The sequence below is a fragment of the Methylobacterium sp. J-076 genome (assembly GCF_022829405.1).
GTDB lineage: Bacteria > Pseudomonadota > Alphaproteobacteria > Rhizobiales > Beijerinckiaceae > Methylobacterium.
Window position 1 is genome coordinate 14,702 of sequence record NZ_JAKSXW010000146.1, and the last position, 17,423, is coordinate 32,124.

General features: G+C 71.3%; 19 protein-coding genes. 10 read left to right on the forward strand and 9 right to left on the reverse strand.

Going from position 1 to position 17,423, the window contains the following annotated elements; all coding sequences use genetic code 11:
- Both MKK53_RS21065 and bchF read right to left on the reverse strand, forming a co-directional pair.
- Positions 1-1,275, reverse strand: a complete 1,275-nt coding sequence (locus tag MKK53_RS21065) for a ferredoxin:protochlorophyllide reductase (ATP-dependent) subunit N (protein WP_243930726.1) — start codon at positions 1,273-1,275, stop codon at positions 1-3.
- Positions 1,272-1,790, reverse strand: a complete 519-nt coding sequence (gene bchF / locus MKK53_RS21070) for a 2-vinyl bacteriochlorophyllide hydratase (protein WP_243930727.1) — start codon at positions 1,788-1,790, stop codon at positions 1,272-1,274. The genes MKK53_RS21065 and bchF overlap by 4 nt, the downstream gene beginning before the upstream one ends.
- Positions 1,791-2,108: 318 nt before the next feature.
- Between bchF and MKK53_RS21075 the strand changes: the two genes are divergently transcribed.
- The 8 genes from MKK53_RS21075 to MKK53_RS21110 all read left to right on the forward strand — a co-directional run bounded on the left by MKK53_RS21075 (position 2,109) and on the right by MKK53_RS21110 (position 10,794).
- Complete coding sequence (locus tag MKK53_RS21075) at positions 2,109-2,918, forward strand: B12-binding domain-containing protein (protein WP_243930728.1); 810 nt, start codon at positions 2,109-2,111, stop codon at positions 2,916-2,918.
- 35 nt (positions 2,919-2,953) lie between these two features.
- Complete coding sequence (ppsR, locus tag MKK53_RS21080; protein WP_243930729.1) at positions 2,954-4,393, forward strand: transcriptional regulator PpsR; 1,440 nt, start codon at positions 2,954-2,956, stop codon at positions 4,391-4,393.
- A 512-nt stretch (positions 4,394-4,905) separates the two neighbouring features.
- Complete coding sequence (chlG, locus tag MKK53_RS21085; protein WP_243930730.1) at positions 4,906-5,790, forward strand: chlorophyll synthase ChlG; 885 nt, start codon at positions 4,906-4,908, stop codon at positions 5,788-5,790.
- Positions 5,790-7,103 (forward strand): BCD family MFS transporter, encoded by a 1,314-nt coding sequence (locus MKK53_RS21090; protein ID WP_243930731.1) that lies wholly within the window; start codon positions 5,790-5,792, stop codon positions 7,101-7,103. The genes chlG and MKK53_RS21090 overlap by 1 nt, the downstream gene beginning before the upstream one ends.
- Before the next feature lie 4 nt (positions 7,104-7,107).
- Positions 7,108-8,331, forward strand: a complete 1,224-nt coding sequence (locus MKK53_RS21095) for a geranylgeranyl diphosphate reductase (RefSeq protein ID WP_243930732.1) — start codon at positions 7,108-7,110, stop codon at positions 8,329-8,331.
- Positions 8,328-8,819 (forward strand): TspO/MBR family protein, encoded by a 492-nt coding sequence (locus MKK53_RS21100; RefSeq protein ID WP_243930733.1) that lies wholly within the window; start codon positions 8,328-8,330, stop codon positions 8,817-8,819. Before MKK53_RS21095 ends, MKK53_RS21100 begins: the two co-directional genes overlap by 4 nt.
- Positions 8,819-9,127 (forward strand): hypothetical protein, encoded by a 309-nt coding sequence (locus MKK53_RS21105; protein ID WP_243930734.1) that lies wholly within the window; start codon positions 8,819-8,821, stop codon positions 9,125-9,127. The genes MKK53_RS21100 and MKK53_RS21105 overlap by 1 nt, the downstream gene beginning before the upstream one ends.
- 89 nt (positions 9,128-9,216) lie before the next feature.
- The gene (locus MKK53_RS21110) at positions 9,217-10,794 is read left to right on the forward strand and encodes a cytochrome c (protein WP_243930735.1); all 1,578 of its coding nucleotides are present in this window, start codon (positions 9,217-9,219) and stop codon (positions 10,792-10,794) included.
- A 54-nt stretch (positions 10,795-10,848) separates the two neighbouring features.
- Here the strand turns inward: MKK53_RS21110 and MKK53_RS21115 are convergent, their stop codons facing one another.
- Together MKK53_RS21115 and MKK53_RS21120 are read right to left on the reverse strand one after the other, a co-directional pair.
- Positions 10,849-11,220, reverse strand: coding sequence for a type II toxin-antitoxin system RelE/ParE family toxin (locus tag MKK53_RS21115; protein WP_243930736.1), 372 nt, complete (start codon positions 11,218-11,220; stop codon positions 10,849-10,851).
- Positions 11,210-11,500, reverse strand: coding sequence for a type II toxin-antitoxin system ParD family antitoxin (locus MKK53_RS21120; RefSeq protein ID WP_243930737.1), 291 nt, complete (start codon positions 11,498-11,500; stop codon positions 11,210-11,212). The genes MKK53_RS21115 and MKK53_RS21120 overlap by 11 nt, the downstream gene beginning before the upstream one ends.
- 153 nt (positions 11,501-11,653) lie before the next feature.
- On the opposite strand from MKK53_RS21120, the gene MKK53_RS21125 reads away from it, so the two are divergent.
- Positions 11,654-11,827 carry a YqaE/Pmp3 family membrane protein gene (locus MKK53_RS21125; protein WP_243930738.1) on the forward strand — a complete coding sequence of 58 codons (174 nt, stop codon included), beginning with the start codon at positions 11,654-11,656 and terminating at the stop codon, positions 11,825-11,827.
- Positions 11,828-11,876: 49 nt separating this feature from the next.
- Here the strand turns inward: MKK53_RS21125 and MKK53_RS21130 are convergent, their stop codons facing one another.
- Positions 11,877-13,394, reverse strand: coding sequence for a murein L,D-transpeptidase family protein (locus MKK53_RS21130; protein ID WP_243930739.1), 1,518 nt, complete (start codon positions 13,392-13,394; stop codon positions 11,877-11,879).
- A 163-nt stretch (positions 13,395-13,557) separates the two neighbouring features.
- On the opposite strand from MKK53_RS21130, the gene MKK53_RS21135 reads away from it, so the two are divergent.
- Positions 13,558-13,722 carry a hypothetical protein gene (locus MKK53_RS21135; RefSeq protein WP_409564388.1) on the forward strand — a complete coding sequence of 55 codons (165 nt, stop codon included), beginning with the start codon at positions 13,558-13,560 and terminating at the stop codon, positions 13,720-13,722.
- A gap of 17 nt (positions 13,723-13,739) precedes the next feature.
- Here MKK53_RS21135 and MKK53_RS21140 read toward each other — a convergent pair whose 3' ends face one another.
- From MKK53_RS21140 to MKK53_RS21155, 4 genes are all read right to left on the reverse strand, one after another.
- Complete coding sequence (locus MKK53_RS21140) at positions 13,740-14,486, reverse strand: DUF1796 family putative cysteine peptidase (protein WP_243930740.1); 747 nt, start codon at positions 14,484-14,486, stop codon at positions 13,740-13,742.
- Positions 14,483-15,445, reverse strand: coding sequence for an acetyl-CoA carboxylase carboxyltransferase subunit alpha (locus MKK53_RS21145; protein ID WP_243930741.1), 963 nt, complete (start codon positions 15,443-15,445; stop codon positions 14,483-14,485). Before MKK53_RS21145 ends, MKK53_RS21140 begins: the two co-directional genes overlap by 4 nt.
- 127 nt (positions 15,446-15,572) lie before the next feature.
- Positions 15,573-16,946, reverse strand: coding sequence for a PleD family two-component system response regulator (locus tag MKK53_RS21150; protein WP_243930742.1), 1,374 nt, complete (start codon positions 16,944-16,946; stop codon positions 15,573-15,575).
- An 83-nt stretch (positions 16,947-17,029) separates the two neighbouring features.
- Entirely contained in the window at positions 17,030-17,401 is a 372-nt protein-coding gene (locus tag MKK53_RS21155) for a response regulator (RefSeq protein WP_243930743.1), read from the reverse strand.
- Positions 17,402-17,423 lie beyond the last annotated feature (22 nt).

Sequence of the window (17,423 nt, forward strand, 5' to 3'; positions counted from 1 at the left end):
CTACACCTCCAGCAAGGCGCGGCGCGCGAGCGGCCGGGCGAAGAGTTCGGCGAGGTCCCCGGCCTGCTCGTAGCCCTGGACCGGGGTGAACAGCAGCTCGATCGACCACTTGGTCGCGAGCCCTTCCGCCTCCAGCGGGTTGGCGAGGCCGAGGCCGCAGACCGTCAGGTCGGGCCGGGCGGCCCGGCAGCGGTCGAGCTGTTCGTCGAGGCTCTGGCCCTCCGTCACGCGGGTGCCTTCGGGCAGAAGCTCGATCTCGGCGGAAAGGTGCGCCCGGTGCAGGTAGGGGGTGCCGACCTCCACGAGGACCGAGCCGAGTTCCCGCGCCAGGAACCGGGACAGGGGCACTTCCAGCTGCGAATCGGGGAAGAAGAACACCCGCTTGCCGCCGAGTTTCTCGCGGTAGGGGGCGAGCGCCGTCTCGGCCCGGGCGCGGCCGGCGGCGGTGGCGGCCTCGAAGGTCGCGTCCGAGACGCCGAACGCCTCGGCCGCCGCCTGGAGCCAGCCGGTGGTGCCCTCGGCCCCCAGGGGGAACGGGGCGGAGAGCCGCTTCGCCCCGCGCTCGTCGAGGGCGCGGGCGGTGGCGGCGAGGAAGGGCTGGGCGAGGAGGTAGCGGGTGTTGCGCCCCACCGCCGGCATCGCGTTCGCGTGCCGGGCCGGCAGGAAGCGGACATCCGCGATGCCCATCGCCGAGAAGAGCCGCAGGAACTGGTCCTCCACCACGTCGGCCAGGGCGCCGACGACGAGGAGCGAGGGGGCGGCGTCCGCGGCCTCGGCGGGGAGGTCCGGCACCAGGGCGGCGAGGCAGGCATCCTCCCCTTCCGTGAAGGTGGTCTCGATGCCCGAGCCCGAATAGTTCAGCACCTTGACCGGGCCGAGCTTGGCCGAGAGGCGCTGGGCCGCCCGGCTCAGGTCGAGCTTGATCACCTCCGAGGGGCAGGAGCCCACGAGGAACAGGAGCTTGATGTCCGGCCGGCGCTCGATGAGTCGCGCCGCCACCCGGTCCAACTCGTCGTTGCAGTCCGCGAGGCCGGCCAGGTCGCGCTCGTCGATGATGGCGGTGGCGAATCGCGGCTCGGCGAAGATCATCACCCCGGCGGCGGACTGGATCAGGTGGGCGCAGGTCCGCGAGCCGACCACGAGGAAGAAGGCGTCGCGGATCTTCCGGTGCAGCCAGACGATGCCGGTGAGGCCGCAGAACACCGCCCGCTGGCCGTCCTCCCGGTGGAGGTCGATGCCGCCGCAGGCGGCCGTGTTGGAGAGGGGCGCGTTCATGCCGTCACCCCCGCCGACGGCAGCGGAGCGCCCGCGCCCTGGAGGCGGGCGGCGCGCAGCTTCAGCACGAACTGCCCGGCGTTGACGACGTAGGTGGCGTAGGCGGCGAGGGCCAGGAGCAGCAGCCCCCGCTCCCCGAGGGAGCCCGTCCACAGGGCGGCGAGGTAGGCGGTGTGCAGGGCCAGCACGAGCATGCTGACCATGTCCTCCCAGTAGAAGGCGGGGGCGAAGAGGTAGCGCCCGAACACGTCCTTCTCCCAGACCGAGCCCGTCACCATGATCGCGTAGAGGGCCAGGGTCTTGACGACGACGGAGGCGAGGGCGGCGTCCGCGCCCTGGCCGGTGGCGAGGGTGCGCAGGACGAGCCCGAGACTCACCAGGAAGATCGCGAACTGGACGGGGGCGAGCACGCCCTGGACCAGGGTCCACGGCGAGGCGTCGCGCCTCCTCCGCTCGTCGGCCGTGTAGAGCGGAGCGGCAGGCCGGTCCCTGCGACCGAGGTCGTGCTGACCCATGGGTGCGCCCTTCCCTGCCAACCCGGAACCCCGTTCGGTTCCGGTGCCTCGAACCTATCTGGCCCCCGAAAAGTGTCAATCCCGCTTGACGCTTTGTCTGGATGACACTTTAAGGAGGTGTGTCCTGCCGCGGTCATTGCCAAAGGCGTTTTCAGGCGTAGGCTGCTCTCGAATTCCGGACCGGTCGCCGAGCTTCCGCAGCCCGGCCGATCCCGTTCCGCCGGTCGGCGGCCAGGTGTGTACGGTTCCACGACAATGACCACGCGACCGTAGGGCTCAGGGCTCGACCAGAAGTCCGTGATGCCGGGAGGGATGCCGATGGACGATCAGGGGCACCTCTGTGAGGACTGTGTCTCCAGCTTGCCCGGCGATGGGGAGGACGACCGCGACGTGCTCGCCTGGCTCGTGGAGGCCGAGATCCTTCCCCGACTCATGATGGCGCACCGGAGGCCGGGGCGCTCGGCGCCGGTCGCACCCCTGCGCGACTTCGAGGCCCTGGCCGCGATCCTCCTCGCCCCGGGGCCGTTCGACCTCGACGCGGCGGTGGACGCCCTCCAGGCCGGCGACCTTCCCCTCGACCGTCTGCTCCTCGACCTGCTCGCACCGGCCGCCCGGCGGCTCGGGACGAAGTGGGAGGACGACACCTGCGATTTCCTGGCGGTGACCGACGGGCTCGGCCGCCTGCAGACGCTGACGCGCCGCCTCTGCGCGGGCATGGAGCGGGCCGCGAGCCCAAGCGGACGCAGCGTCCTGTTGATGCCCTGCCCCGGCGAGACGCATGTCTACGGCCTGTCGATCCTCGGGAGCTTCTTCCGCGAATCGGGGTGGGACGTGACGAATCTCGGCCACTCCCCCGAAAATGCCGCAGAGATGCTGCGATCCGGCTGGTATGACGTTCTCGGTGTGTCACTCTCCTGTGACGTCTGCGCGCCCGCGCTGAAGACGCTGGTCCCGGCCCTCCGGCGGGTCTCCCGCAACCCTTCCCTTTTCGTCATGGTCGGCGGCCCTTACTTTGCGCGGACCGGGACCGGTCCGGCCGAAGTAGGGGCCGATGCTTACGCACCCGATGCGTGGTCTGCGCCGGGAATCGCGGAAGCAACGCTGGACAGACCGGCGGTGGCTTGCTGAAAGGTAGACACTTCGACGCACTGCGACAGAAATCCGTGACACTCCGCCCCCGCCCTGCCGAGCCCGTCCTCAACGAGGCCCTGCCCAAGGTCGCCGCTCTCCTCGGGGGGAGCGCGGCAGGTCTGGCGGTGACGGCTGCCTCCGATCTGTCGCTGATCGTCGATGAGGACGGCGTGATCCGGGGCGCCACGGGCGGGGCCGACTTCTCCGAGGAGAAGATCGGCGGCTGGCTCGGCCGGCGCCTCGTGGACACCGTCACCGTCGAGAGCCGGACGAAGGTGGACGAGCTGCTGCGCGATGCCGGCCCGGGGGAGATCACCCGCTGGCGGCAGGTCAACCATCCCTCGCCCACGGGCATCGATCTGCCCATCCGGTACACCGCGCTGCGCCCCGCCGCCGACGGGCCGATCCTCGTGCTCGGGCGGGACATGCGCACCGTCGCTGCGCTGCAGCGCCGGCTCGCGGACACCCAGCAGACCCTGGAGCGCGACTACGACCGCCTGCGCGCCGCCGAGACCCGCTACCGCCTCCTGTTCCAGATCTGCGGCGAGGCCGTGCTGGTGGTCGATGCCGCCACGCGCCGGGTGATCGAGGCCAACCCCGCCGCGGCGCGCCTCCTCGGCCGGCCGGTGCGGCGGCTAATCGGCGTGGACGCGGTGGAGCTGTTCGATCCGGCGAGCATGCGCGCCATCGAGGGGCAGCACGGGTCCCTGCGGGCCACCGGCCACGCCTCGGATATCCGCGCCGCCCTGCTCCAGACCCGCGGCGATGTCACGATCTCGGCCTCCCTGTTCCGCGGCGAGGGGGGGACGAGCGCGATCATGCGGCTGATCCCGGGCCGCGATTCGGGCGCGGGGGCGGCCACGGATCCGTCCGGCGTGTCCCCGACCCGGGCGCTCATCGAGGCGATGCCCGAGGGCTTCGTGGTCACGGATGCCGCGCACCGGGTGCTCTGGGCCAACGCCGCCTTCCTCGAACTGGCGCAACTCGCCGCCGAGGGGCAGGCCCGCGGCCGGCCGATCGAGGAATGGCTCGCCCGCGACGAGACCGAGGCGCGGACCCTGTTCGCGACCCTGCAGGATCACGGATCCGTCCGCCGCTTCGCGACGGTGGTGCGCGGCACCTACGGCGGCCTGGAGGATGTGGAGATCGCGGCCGTGGCGGCGCCGGGCTCGCCCGCCTGCCTCGGCTTCTCGATTCGGGCCCTGCCGCCCCGCTCGGCCCTGAACGTCGGCACCCGTGCCGAGCCGCGCTCGGTGGAGCAGATGGCCGAGCTGGTGGGGCGGGTGTCGATGAAGACCCTCGTGCGCGAGACCACCGATCTCATCGAAAAGCTCTGCATCGAGGCGGCCCTGCGGATCACCCGGGACAACCGCGCCTCGGCCGCGGAGATGCTGGGCCTCTCCCGGCAGGGGCTCTACGCCAAGATGCGCCGCTACGGCGTCGGCGACCTCAATCCCGGCGACGAGGGCTGAGGCGTTTCCGCTGCGCTCGGGGTGACGCCGTTCTCACGCAGCGTGCCCCGTCCGGCGACGTCCCGCCGCCCTGGGTCGCTTCGCTGCGCTCGCGATGACGTTCAGCGGCCCCCGTCCTTGCGAGCGGAGCGAAGCAATCCAGGGAAGCGCTCCGCTCGCCGACGTCCCGCCGCCCTGGGTCGCTTCGCTGCGCTCGCGATGACGTTCAGCCCCCATGTCCTTGCGAGCGGAGCGAAGCAACCCAGGGAAGTGCTCCGCTCGTCGACGTCCCGCCGCCCTGGGTCGCTTCGCTGCGCTCGCGATGACGTTCAGCCCCGCGTCCTTGCGAGCGGAGCGAAGCAATCTAGGGAAGCGCCTCGCGTGCCGATGTCCCGCCGCCCTCCGCCGAAGTTTATGAATTAAGAAGCCGTCATTGGTTCCACGCCGCCCGCCCGCGGGTAAATTTGTCGCGACGTGAGGGGGTGAGTGTCATTCTGGCTTGACACTCCGGCCGGCTGGCATAGCCTCCGCACATGGCCGCAACGCCCGCCCCGAGTGCCGTCGTCGAGCTCCTGAAGCCACTCACGTGGTTCGCCCCGATGTGGGCTTTCGGCTGCGGCGTCGTCTCGTCCGGCGTGCCTGCCCACGGGCAATGGCCGGTGATCGCGGCGGGGGTCGTCCTCGCGGGTCCCCTGGTCTGCGCCACGAGCCAGGCGGCCAACGATTGGTTCGACCGGCACGTGGATGCCATCAACGAGCCGAACCGCCCGATTCCCTCGGGGCGCATCCCCGGCCGCTGGGGCCTCTACCTCGCTATGGGCTGGACCGCCCTGTCCCTGGCGGTCGCCGCGGCGCTCGGCCCGTGGATCCTCGGCGCGGCCCTGTTCGGGCTGGTGCTGGCGTGGCTCTATTCCGCGCCGCCGCTGCGCCTGAAGGGCAACGGCTGGTGGGGCAACTCGGCCGTGGCGATCTGCTACGAGGGCCTGCCCTGGTTCACCGGCGCGGCGGTGATGGCCGCCGCCATGCCGGATTGGCGGGTGCTGATCACCGCCCTGCTCTATTCCATCGGCGCCCACGGGATCATGACCCTCAACGATTTCAAGTCCGTGGAGGGGGATATCGCGACCGGCGTGCGCTCCCTGCCGGTGCAGCTCGGCCCGGCGCGGGCCGCGCGCTTCGCCTGCCTCGTCATGGCGCTGCCGCAGGTGGTGGTGATCGGCCTGCTCTTCGCCTGGGGGCGGCCGTGGCACGCCGCGATCATCGTGGCGCTGCTCGCCGGGCAGGCGGCGCTGATGGTCCGCTTCCTCGACGACCCGCGCGGCCGGGCGGCGTGGTACAACGGCACCGGCACCACCCTCTACGTGCTCGGCATGCTCGCCACCGCCTTCGCCCTCCGCCCGCTCGTGGGTGGCGCGTGATGGGCGCGCATCTCTCCTGGCCCTCCATCCTCCGGCTCGGCCTCGTGCAGACGGCGCTGGGGGGCGTCGTGGTGCTGATGACCTCGACCCTGAACCGGGTGATGGTGGTGGAGCTGGCCCTGCCGGCCCTGGTGCCGGGGCTGCTGGTGGCGATCCATTATGCGGTGCAGGTGCTGCGCCCGCGCTGGGGCTACGGCTCCGACCGGACGGGCCGGCGCACCCCGTGGATCCTCGGCGGCATGGCGGCCCTCTGCCTCGGGGGCTTCGGCGCCGCCTGCGGCACGGCGCTGGCGCAGACGCACCTCGCCGCCGGGCTGGCGCTCGCCGCCCTCTCCTTCCTCCTCGTCGGCCTCGGGGTCGGCGCGGCGGGGACGTCGCTCCTCGTTCTGCTGGCCGGTGGGGTAGCCCCGTCCCGGCGCGGGGCGGCGGCGACCCTGGTCTGGGTGATGATGATCCTCGGCTTCGCCGTCACCGCGCCGCTGGCCGGCCATTTCCTCGAGCCCTTCACCGTCTTGCGCCTCGTGGCGGTGTCGGGGAGCGTGTCGCTGGTGGCGTTCTGCGTCGCCGCCCTCGCCGTCACGGGCATCGAGGCCCGGCTGCCGGCCCCGCGCCAGGAGGCGGCGGAGGCCAAGCCGCCCTTCGCGCAGGTCCTCAGGAAGGTGCTGGCCGACCCCGTGGCCCGGCGCTTCACGGTCTTCGTGTTCGTCTCCATGCTCGCCTACAGCGCGCAGGAGCTGATCCTCGAACCCTATGCCGGCCTCGTCTTCGCCATGGGGCCGGGCGCGACGACCAAGCTCGCCGGGCTCCAGCACGGGGGCGTCCTGGCCGGGATGCTCCTCGTCGCGGCGGTGACGCTGCTCGCCAAGGGGACGGCGTTGGCCTCCCTGCGCCTCTGGAGCGCCGTCGGCTGCGGAGCCTCGGCGCTCGCCCTGTTCGCCATCGCCGCGGGCGGGCCGTCCGGGCCGGACTTCCCCCTCCGCGGGGCGGTCTTCGCCCTGGGCTTCGCCAACGGCATCTACGCGGTCGCCGCCATCGGCTCGATGATGGCGCTGGCGGGACACGGGGGCGAGCGGGAGCGCGGCACCCGCATGGGCGTCTGGGGGGCGGCGCAGGGCGTCGCCTTCGGCGGCGGCGGGGTGCTCGGGGCGCTGGCGGTCGATGCCATGCGCCTCGTGGTGGACCAGCCGGTCCACGCCTATGCCGCGGTGTTCGTCGCCGAGGGCGTGCTGTTCCTCGCGGCGGTGGCGGTCGCCCTCCGCGTCGAGGCGGCGCCGTCCGGTTTTCCGCTCAATCCGGCTTTTGAGGCGAGGTGATACGATGACCGGGCCCGAATCGGATACCGATCGCAAGATCTACGACGTCGTGGTGGTCGGCGGCGGGCCGGCGGGGGCGACGGCCGCGGCCGACCTCGCCGGAGCCGGCCATTCCGTGCTGCTCCTCGACAAGCCCGGGCGGATCAAGCCCTGCGGCGGGGCGATCCCCCCCCGGCTGATCCGCGACTTCGCGATCCCCGACCACCTCCTCGTCGCCCGCATCCGCGCCGCGCGGATGATCGCGCCCAGTGGGAAGGAGGTCGACATGCCGGTCGGCGAAGGCTTCGTCGGCATGGTCGACCGGAAGGACTTCGACCCGTGGCTGCGGGAGCGCGCCGCCTCCGCGGGGGCCGACCTGCGCGAGGCCGCGTTCGAGAAGGTCAGCCGCCCCGCCGACGGCCCGGCCCTGGTGCACTTCACCACCGGCAAGGGCGACGCCCTCGTCCGCCACGCGGTGCAGGCCCGGCTCGTGATCGGGGCCGACGGCGCCACCTCCCCCGTCGGCCGGGCGGAGGTGCCGGGCCACGACAAGATGCGGCAGGTCTTCGCCTACCACGAGATCGTCCGCGTCCCCCAGGCGGGCGAGAGGGGCGAGGCCGCCATCGGCCCGACCCGATGCGACGTCTTCTACCAGGGCAAGCACTCGCCGGACTTCTACTCCTGGATCTTCCCGCACGGGGACACCGCGAGCATCGGCACGGGCAGCGCCCGCAAGGGGTTCTCGCTCCGCTCCTCGGTCCGCGCCTTGCGCGAGGCGACGGGGCTGGCCGATGCGCAGACCGTCCGCCGGGAGGGGGCCCCCCTCCCCCTCAAGCCCCTCAAGCGCTGGGACAACGGCCGGGACGTTCTGCTCGCGGGCGACGCGGCGGGGGTCGTGGCCCCGGCCTCGGGCGAGGGGATCTACTACGCCATGCTCGGCGGCCGGCTCGCGGCCGAGGCGGCGCGGGCCTTCCTCGCCACCGGCGACGCCAAGGCCCTGGGCCTCGCCCGCCGCAGCTTCATGCGCCTGCACGGGCGCGTGTTCTGGATCCTCGGGATGATGCAGTGGGTCTGGTACCGCAGCGACGGCCTGCGGGAGCGCTTCGTCTCGATCTGCCGCGACAAGGACGTGCAGCAGCTCACCTGGGACTCCTACATGAACAAGGAGCTGGTCCGGGCGAAGCCGGCCGCGCACATGCGGATCTTCTTCAAGGACCTCGCGCACCTGTTCCGCTGGGTCTCGCCGTGAACCTCCTGACGCAGGCGGACTGGCAGACGACGCTCGTGGCCGCCGTCTGCGCGGTGGTCGTCGCCGCGGCCGGCGGCCTCGCGACCCGGACGGACGGGTGGTACCGGAGCCTGCGCGTCCCGGCCTGGAAGCCGCCGGACTGGGCCTTCGGGCCGATCTGGGCCGTGATCTTCGCCCTCACCGCCAGTTCCGGCGTCCTCGCCTGGAGCGGGGAGCCGGCCGCCCGGCCGATGCTCGCCCTGGCCTTCGCGGTGAACGCCGTCCTCAACATCGCCTGGAGCGTGGTGTTCTTCCAACTCCGCCGGCCCGACTGGGCGCTGGGCGAGATCGCCCTGCTCTGGCTCTCCGTCGCGGCGCTGATTCTGGCCGTGGGCCGGGTGAGCCCCGCCGTGGCCCTGATGAACCTGCCCTACCTCGCCTGGGTGAGCGTCGCCGCCTGCCTGAACCTGCGCATCGTGCAGCTGAACCCCCGCCGGGGCCTCGCCTGATGGACGGCCTGTTCGCCTCGGGCCGCATCGTCGATCTGATCCTCGTCGGCGTCGCGGCCGAGGCGGTGCTGCTGTTCGTGCTGTGCCGGGGCTTCGGCCGGTTCGCCCCCTTCGCCGCCACCCTCGCCGCGGGGGCCGCGTTGATGCTCGCCCTGCGGGCCGCCCTCACGGGGGCGCCCTGGCCCGTCGTCGCCGGCTGGATGCTCGCCGGGCTCGTCGCCCACGGCGCCGACCTCGCCCTCCGCCGGAAGGCGCTCCGGCCGGGTCAGACCCCGCCGGTGGACGCTTGGCCGCAGGGCCGGAGCTAGCGCGGCAGGAACATCGTAGGATCGCCAGCGTTCACGCGCGGCAATAGTTTCGAACTTTTCTGAAAATTGGCTCCCGGGAGATGCCGGCCATGCAGCGCAGCCTCGTCCTTGCGTCCGGCCTGCTCGCCGGAACCATCCTTGGAACGCCCGTCTGGGCGCAGGACAGCCAAGACCCCGTGGAGCGCGGGAAGTACCTCGTCACCATGGGCGATTGCGCCGCCTGCCATACGGCGCCCGGTGGCAAGTACCTCGCCGGCAACTACGCCCTGAACATGCCCTTCGGCGTGATCATGACCCCGAACCTGACCCCCGACAAGGAAACGGGCCTCGGCGACTACAGCTACGAGGACTTCGATAAGTCCTTCCGGGCCGGCTATAGCAAGCATGTCGGCTATCTCTACCCGGCCTTCCCGTTCGGCTGGTTCACGAAGGTCACGGACGAGGACACCAAGGCGATCTGGGCCTACCTCCAGTCGATCCCGGCGGTGAACGAGAAGCGCCAGGAGAACCAGATCCCGTTCCCGTTCAACGTCCGCACCGCCCTGGTGACGTGGCGGACGGCGTTCTTCACGGAAACGCGGTTCAAGCCCGATCCGAACGCCAGCGCCGAGGTCAACCGCGGCGCCTACCTCGTCGAGGGCCTCGGCCACTGCGCCATGTGCCACAACGAGAACAAGCTCGTGGGCAATTCGAGCTTCGCCGGCCGCTTCGGCGGCGGCGTCATCGACGGCTGGTACGCCCCGAACATCACCCCCAACGGCCATCAGGGCATCGGCGCCTGGTCCGACGACCAGGTGGTGACCTACCTGAAGACCGGCACCGCCCCCGGGGATCTCCCCGGCGTCGCCGCCGGCCCGATGCGCCAGACCATCATGGAATCCCTCTCCAAGGTGAAGGAGGAGGACCTGAAGGCGATGGTCGCCTACCTGCGCACGGTGCCCGCCAAGGAGACCTACAAGGCCAAGGACCTCGCCGCCTTCGACACGAAGGACGCGCCGGGGGCCTCGACCTACCTGACCTACTGCTCCTCCTGCCACCAGCCCGACGGCAAGGGCATCTCCGGCGCGGTGCCGGCCCTGGCCGGCAACACCTCGGTGATGTCGGACGGGCCCGAGACGGTGCTGCGGGTGATCTACGGCGGCCTGGCCGCCCAGAGCGGCTACGCACCGATGGTGGCCATCGGCCAGCAGATGACCGATGTCGAGGTGAAGAACGTCACGGATTACATCCGCAATTCCTGGGGCAACAAGGCGCCGGTCGTCACCGGTTCCAAGGCGTCCGAGGCCCGGGCGGCGACCAAGACCATGCTCGCCGGCACGGCCCCCTGCGCCGAGATCGAGCAGGACAAGCTGAAGGCGGCCTTCGACAAGGTGGGCATCCAGAACAGCCTGACGGGCCTGAAGCAGCAGGATTTCGTGCCGACGCTCGTCCGCGTCGTGCCGCAGATCAAGGCGGAGCCGACCCAGGCCACGGACGACGACATCGTCAACGCCCTCACGACCGCCTTCTGCAAGGTCGGCCGCGACGACCCGCAATATGCGAGCCCGAGCTGGCCGACGGTGATCGGCTCCTTCGCCAACGTGGCCTACAGCCAAGTGAAGAACCCCGAGAAGCAGGCGGCCAACGTCCCCGCCGCCATCCCGAGCGCCACCACGCCGCCGAAGTGACGAGGAAACACGGATCTCCCGCGCCGGTGACGGCGCGGGAGATGGATCGGGTCCTCACGGGCAAGGATCCTGGGGCGGGTCGGCCGGAACCATGTCCGCGCCCACGCGCAGGCGAGGCTCCATCTTTTCGTGCAGGACCCTCAGCACGACCACTTCCCGGCGCTCGGCGATGACGGAGAAATAGAGGATATGCGACGCCCCTCGTCTCCGGGGGCTCGCATGCGCCATGTGGAAGGAGCGGATCCCAGGCGCCAACTCTGTCCGGCTCCTCGTGGAAGGGCGCTCCGGGTCATCGACGATCATGGCGACGGCCCGATCGATGATTTCCGCGTAGGCCTGGACTTGTCGGTTCCCGAACGTTCGAAGCGTCTCCCGAAGAATATCCTCGATATCCCGCTCGGCCCGAAGCGTCAGCCTATGGCGCACGGCCGGCGTTCCGGATCACGTCCCTGGCGATATCGGCTGCGGTACGGCGTGTGAGGCGATCGGAGCCCAGGTCGGACAGGCCGACCTCGATCTCCCGGCGGAGGGCATCGAGTTTCTCGGCTTCGGCGGCTTTTTCCTGTTCGAGGAGGCGAAGGCCATCGCGCACCACGTCGCTCGCCGAGGCGTAGCGCCCCGACTGCGTCAGGTGGGTCACGAAGGCCAGCATCTCCGGCGACAGGCTCACGTTCATGGTCGCCATGGGCGTCACCTCATCGAGCACGCGGCAGGTCCCCATTCTAGGCGGCCGCAGGGAGGCTCAGCAACGCAGCACGATACGGCATCGGGGGACGACACACGCCGCATGCCCGGTGGAACGCAAACGGCCCCGCTTCGTTAGCGCGCCGAAACGACCCCCACCCGCGCCGGAGTTCCCGTGTCCAGCCTCATCCGTATCCTGCTCGCGATCTTCTTCCCGCCGATCGCTGTGCTCATGACGACCGGGTTCGGCCTGCAGTTCCTGCTGAACATCGTGCTGTGGGTGCTGGGCTGGTTGCCCGGGACGGTCCACGCCCTGTGGCTGATGAACCGGGACCGCCCGCTGCTCTGAGCGGCACGGCACGGCGGGGACCGTCTGGAGGTCCCCGCCCCGGAGCGCCTCAGGGCTTCACGTCGACCTTGGCCACCGTCTGCTTGGCGGCGGGCTTGGCGGGCGCGGGCTTGCCGGCGTCGTGGGCCTGCTCCTTGCCAGAGTGGGCGGCGGGCTTCGCCCCGTGGGCGGTCTTCACCGCCGGAACCGGGGCCGACGCCTCGATATGGGCCGCCAGTTTCACCGGCGCGGCCGTCGCGGCATCCGTCGCCGGGGTGACGGGGGCCGCCTTCTCCTTGGTGAACAGCGTGCCGAGCAACTTCTGGTAGCCGTCGGATTCGCCGTCCGCGTCGGCGACCGTGAGGCGGGAGGGCTTCTCCGCCCCCGCGGGCTTGGCCTCCGCCGCCGGCTCCTCCTGCCGGGTCGCCATGAGGGTGGTCGGCGAGGGCCGCACCGGGCCCTTCGCCTTCTCGCCAACCTTGGTCCCGGCCTTCGGCGTGGTGGAGGACGTGGTGGTGGGCGACTGGGCGGCGGCGAGCATCACCGGACGGCCCTTGGCGTCGATCTCGACCTCTTCCGGCGCGAAGGCGAGGGTCTCCGGCCGGCTCACGTCGCCGAGGTTGTGGCGCCCGAACTCCTTGGCATCGTAGGGCAGCACCGTCTCGGTGCCGCCGAGGCTCGCGAACGTGGTCGGGTCGTTCTGGGGGCGGAAGACCGGGTTCTGGCCGCCGTCCTGATAGGCCATCCGCACCGACGGCGTGCCCTTCGCCACGAGTTCCGCGATCTCGCGCTCGTCCTGCTCGCGCTTCTCGACCACCTGTGGGTCGAGCTTCGGCTTGCACGAACCCGCCGCCACATCCCCCCCGCCGAAGACGTAGCGGGTGCCGCAGGCGCCGACCTTCGGCTCGTCCCGCAGGGCCTCGAAATAATCGGACCCTTCCTTCAGGTTGCGCCAGAACGGCGCGTTCGGGTCGTTCCGGAACTTGGCCATGTTCCGGGCCGTCATCCGGAACGGGTAGGACTGGAACTGGAAGCTGCGCTGGCCGCCCGAGAACGCCTCGCGGGCGATGGCGTAGATCTCGGCGATCGAGGCGTCGGTCATGGCGAAGCAGCCCGCCGACGAGCAGGTGCCATGCACCATCAGGAAGCGGCCGGAGCGGCCGTTCGCCCGGTCGACGGCGTTGGGGAAGCCGGTGTCGAAGGAGAGGTAGTACGACGAGTTCGGGTTCATCAGGCCCGGCGTGATCGTGTAGAAGCCCTCCGGCGTCTGGCGATCCCCCTCGCGGGTCTTCGGGCCGAGCTGGCCCGACCAGCGGCAGATCGGGTAGGTCTTGAGCAGGGCGTAGCGGCCGTCGCCGCCCTTCTTCCACACCTCCATCTCCGCTTCCTTCTTGTAGGCGCGGATTAGGATCGGGTCGGATTGCTGCATCCCCTTGGTCTGCATCAGAGCAAGGGTCTGCGAGGCGATGGGAGCGATGCTACGGGCCGTGGGACCGTTGATCCCGCTGCCATCCTGGCAGGCGCCGAGCAACAGGGCGGTCAAGGCAGCGGCCGCCAGCATCCTCGCAGTCGCGGGACGCGCCGTCATGGGGAACCTCGTCCTCGAACTCTCGCCCGGAGGCCGTTGGCATCGGCCGATCTCGGGCGCCACTCCCCAACCCTCTACCGTCGTTAAGCTTGCGGCTTCGTTACCGCAAGGGCGCGGTGGCAACACCGCCCGCGCACCCGGCCCGGCGATCCACCGTTTTCCCGTGGCGAGGGCGGCGGCGGGGCGGCTCGTGCCGCGCCTCGAACCGTTCGATCCGCAGGATCGGGGGGCGATCCACGCGGTCCTCGTCGGCGGTCCCGCCATGCCCGCGCGGGTCCGGGCGGTGGTCGACTTCCTGAGCGAGCGGTTGAACGGTCGCGCGGGGTGAGGCGCCGCGGCCTTGGGTCAGTGGAGCCGGGCCGGCTGCCAGTCGGCCTCCGCGCGGATCAGGGCCACCAGCGCGGCGTCGTCCGCCGGGTCGGCAAGGCGCAGGCCGATCGGCGCGGTGGGGGTGCCGACCGTCAGCCAGCGCAGGCTCGGGCTTGGATCGGAGCGTTCGGTCACCTCCACCCGTTCCCCGCCGGTCTCGAGCTGGAGGAAGGTGAGATGATTGGTGCTCGCCCGCCGGCCGAGCAGCGCGTCGATCTCCTCCACCACCGGGCGGGGGGTGTAGAGGTGTGTCATCATCCACAGGCGGTTGCGGGTGCCAGGGGTGTCGAGGGCCGTCCGCAGCCGGCGCACGCCCTCGGTCAGGAAGGCGTAATCCGCCGGGTCGCGGGCCGGATCGTGGTGGTTGAAGACGCATTCGAGGCCGTGGCGCTCCCGGTAGAGCCGGTGGCGGCCCTTCCAGATGTCCGGCCCGCGCCGCTCCGCCTCGGGGATGCTCTCGAGCTGGGCCCGGTCGGTGAGCGTGGCGAAATCGTCGGCGAGGCAATCGCGGACCATCCCCGGCATGGAGAACAGCCAGTCGAACGGCCCGGACCACGCACGCAGGTCGAGGGTCTTCAGGACATGGGCCATCTGGCAGTTGCAGCCGAGGGAGACGGTGTTGAACGCCCCCGGCTCGCGCGTGTCGCGGCGGCCCAGCGGGCGGCCGAGGCGGCGGCCGAGGCGCTGGAGCGTCCCGCGCAGCCGCCGGGCCGCTGCGCTCACAGGCGCCTGCCGATCTCGAGGAACTTCTCCGCCCGCCGGTCGCGGATGGCGGCGGGCTCGGCCCCCTCGAACAGGGCGAGGGAGTCGGCGATGGCTTGGCCCGTGGCCTGGATGGCGCCGTCCCGGTCCCGGTGCGCCCCGCCGATGGCCTCGGGGATGATCCCGTCGATGACGCCGAGCCGCAGGAGGTCCTGGGCGGTGATCTTCATGGCGGTGGCGGCCTCGTGGGCGCGGCCCCCGTCGCGCCACAGGATCGAGGCCGCGCCCTCCGGCGAGATCACCCCGTAGATCGCGTGTTCCAGCATCAGCACCCGGTTGGCGGTGGCGAGGGCGATGGCCCCGCCGGAGCCCCCCTCCCCGATCACCACGGCCACGTTCGGCACCGACAGGCCGAGGCAGGCCTCCGTCGAGCGGGCGATGGCCTCGGCCTGCCCGCGCTCCTCCGCCTCGATGCCGGGATAGGCGCCGGCCGTGTCCACGAAGGCGATCACCGGCAGGCCGAACCGGTCGGCGGTCTCCATCAGGCGCACCGCCTTGCGGTAGCCCTCGGGCCGGGCCATCCCGAAATTGTGGCGCAGGCGCGCCTCCGTCGTCGCGCCCTTCTCCTGCCCGAGCACGCAGACCGGCCGCCCGCGGAACCGGCCGAAGCCGCCGACGATGGCCTCGTCCTCGCCGAAGGTGCGGTCCCCCGCCAGCGGGGTGAACTCGCTGATCAGGCCGGCGCAGTAATCGATGAAGTGCGGGCGCTGCGGGTGCCGGGCGACCTGCGTCTTCTGCCAGGGCGTCAGGGCCGCGTAGATCTCGGCCAGGGCCTGCCGGGCCTTCGCCTCCAGCCGGCCGACTTCCTCGCTGATCGCCACCGCGCCGTCCTGGCTGCCCACGGCGCGCAGTTCTTCGAGCTTCGCTTCGAGCTCGGCCACCGGCTTCTCGAAATCGAGATAGGAGCGCGTCGCCGCCATGGGGTTCCGTATTCGAGTCGTGGACGGTCGCACGCCCGGTTCGGACCCCGGCTGCGGCGGGCGCAGGGTGTTGGCGCAAAGCCCGACGCTGTCAACCTTTCCGGCGTCCGCCCACAGGCGGGACCCGTCAGGCGGCCTGGGCGACCACCCGGTTGCGGCCCGCGGCCTTCGCCTCGTAGAGGCCCTCGTCCGCCCGGCGCAGCATGTCCCCCGGGGAGGCATCGCCCGGGCAGCGGATCGCCACGCCGATGGAGACCGTGACGTTCAGGGTGCGCGTCTCCCGCTGCACGGCGAAGGGCGCGGCCTCGACCCGCTCGCGGATGCGCTCGGCGATGGTGTGGGCCTCGGCGAGGCCGGCATCGGGCAGGATCACCACGATCTCCTCGCCGCCGTAGCGGGAGACGATGTCGATGGGCCGCGTGTGCTGGCGCACGCGCTCGGCGAAGGCGCGCAGCACCTCGTCGCCCGCCTCGTGGCCGTAGGTGTCGTTGATCGCCTTGAAGCGGTCGATGTCGAGGATCAGCGCCGCCAGGGGCCGGTGGCGCAGGGTGTCGTCGGCGAACAGCACGCCGAGATGGTTGTCGAGGTAGCGGCGGTTGTGCAGTCCGGTCAGGACGTCGGTCACCGCCATCTGCAGGGAGGCCTGCATCGCCCCGCGCAGCACGTCCGAGAAGCGCCTGCGCCGGACCTGCGTGCGGACGCGGGCCAGCAGCTCGTTCCGATCGACGGGGCGCATCAGGTAGTCGTGGACGCCGAAATCCAGCCCGCGGGTGATGCGGGCGCGCTCGTGGGCCTCGGCCACCATGATGAGGGGCATGCCCCGCGTCCGGTCGAGGGACCGGAGCTGGCTGCACAGGCGCAGGCCGTCATGGCCCTCCAGGTCGAGGCTCACCAGGGCGAGGTCGAACTCCCCCTCCGCCGCCACCTGGATCGCCGCGTGCGGGTCCGCCTCCACCGTGACGCGGTGGTGCTGCCGCAGGGCGAGCGCCATCCGGTCGGCGGCGCCGGGGCGGTCCTCCACGAGGAGGATGCCCGCGTCGAGGCCGGTCTCGGCGGTGGCGGTGACGAGGGGGTCGCCCATCCCGTAGGCGCGGGAGGCGAGCGCGCGCTGGCGCAGCTCGTCGGTCACCGCCTTGAGGCGCACGAGGCTGCGCACGCGGGTGAACAGGGCGGTGTCGTCCACCGGCTTGGTGAGGAAGTCGTCGGCGCCCGCATCGAGGCCCTTCAGGCGGTCGGAGGGCTGGTCGAGGGCGGTAACCATCACCACCGGGATGTGGGCGGTGACGGGGTTGCTCTTCAGGCGGCGGCACACCTCGAAGCCGTCCATGCCCGGCATCATCACGTCGAGCAGCACGAGGTCGCAGAGGCCCTTCTCGCAGATCGCGATGGCATCCGGCCCGTTCATCGCCGCGAGCGTGTCGAAATATTCGAGCCCGAGCTTGGTTTCGAGCAGCTTGACGTTCGGAAACAGGTCATCGACGATCAGGACGCGGGCCGACATGCTACCTCGCTTCGGGCGGCCGCTCGTCTCGCCCTCCGGGCGGGGCTAACGGCCCCGCGACGGAGGATTGCTCCCCCGACGCGTCATTTCGGCTCAAGATAAGCGCGAACAGTTGCCAAAAACTTCGCGACCGAGATGGGCTTGGAGAGATAAGCCTCGCAGCCGCCCTCCCGGATCCGCTCTTCGTCGCCCTTCATGGCGAAGGCCGTGATGGCGATGATCGGAATCGACTTCAGATCGTCGTCCTCCTTCAGCCACTTGGTGACTTCCAGGCCGGACACCTCCGGCAGCTGGATGTCCATCAGGATCAGGTCCGGATGATGGGCGCGGGCGAGCTCGATCGCCTCGATGCCGTTGGCGGTCTTCAGGGTCGCGTAGCCGTTCGCCTCGAGGAGGTCGTTGAACAGCTTCATGTTCAGTTCGTTGTCCTCGACGATCAGCACCGTCTTCGACATGGTTCCTTGCCTCGGTCAGAGC

Coding starts and splice junctions, on each gene's coding strand:
- MKK53_RS21065 (WP_243930726.1), bottom strand. CDS start 1,275: ATGAACGCGCCCCTCTCCAACACGGCCGCCTGCGGCGGCATCGACCTC.
- bchF (WP_243930727.1), bottom strand. CDS start 1,790: ATGGGTCAGCACGACCTCGGTCGCAGGGACCGGCCTGCCGCTCCGCTC.
- MKK53_RS21075 (WP_243930728.1), top strand. CDS start 2,109: ATGGACGATCAGGGGCACCTCTGTGAGGACTGTGTCTCCAGCTTGCCC.
- chlG (WP_243930730.1), top strand. CDS start 4,906: ATGGCCGCAACGCCCGCCCCGAGTGCCGTCGTCGAGCTCCTGAAGCCA.
- MKK53_RS21090 (WP_243930731.1), top strand. CDS start 5,790: ATGGGCGCGCATCTCTCCTGGCCCTCCATCCTCCGGCTCGGCCTCGTG.
- MKK53_RS21095 (WP_243930732.1), top strand. CDS start 7,108: ATGACCGGGCCCGAATCGGATACCGATCGCAAGATCTACGACGTCGTG.
- MKK53_RS21105 (WP_243930734.1), top strand. CDS start 8,819: ATGGACGGCCTGTTCGCCTCGGGCCGCATCGTCGATCTGATCCTCGTC.
- MKK53_RS21110 (WP_243930735.1), top strand. CDS start 9,217: ATGCAGCGCAGCCTCGTCCTTGCGTCCGGCCTGCTCGCCGGAACCATC.
- MKK53_RS21130 (WP_243930739.1), bottom strand. CDS start 13,394: ATGACGGCGCGTCCCGCGACTGCGAGGATGCTGGCGGCCGCTGCCTTG.
- MKK53_RS21145 (WP_243930741.1), bottom strand. CDS start 15,445: ATGGCGGCGACGCGCTCCTATCTCGATTTCGAGAAGCCGGTGGCCGAG.
- MKK53_RS21150 (WP_243930742.1), bottom strand. CDS start 16,946: ATGTCGGCCCGCGTCCTGATCGTCGATGACCTGTTTCCGAACGTCAAG.
- MKK53_RS21155 (WP_243930743.1), bottom strand. CDS start 17,401: ATGTCGAAGACGGTGCTGATCGTCGAGGACAACGAACTGAACATGAAG.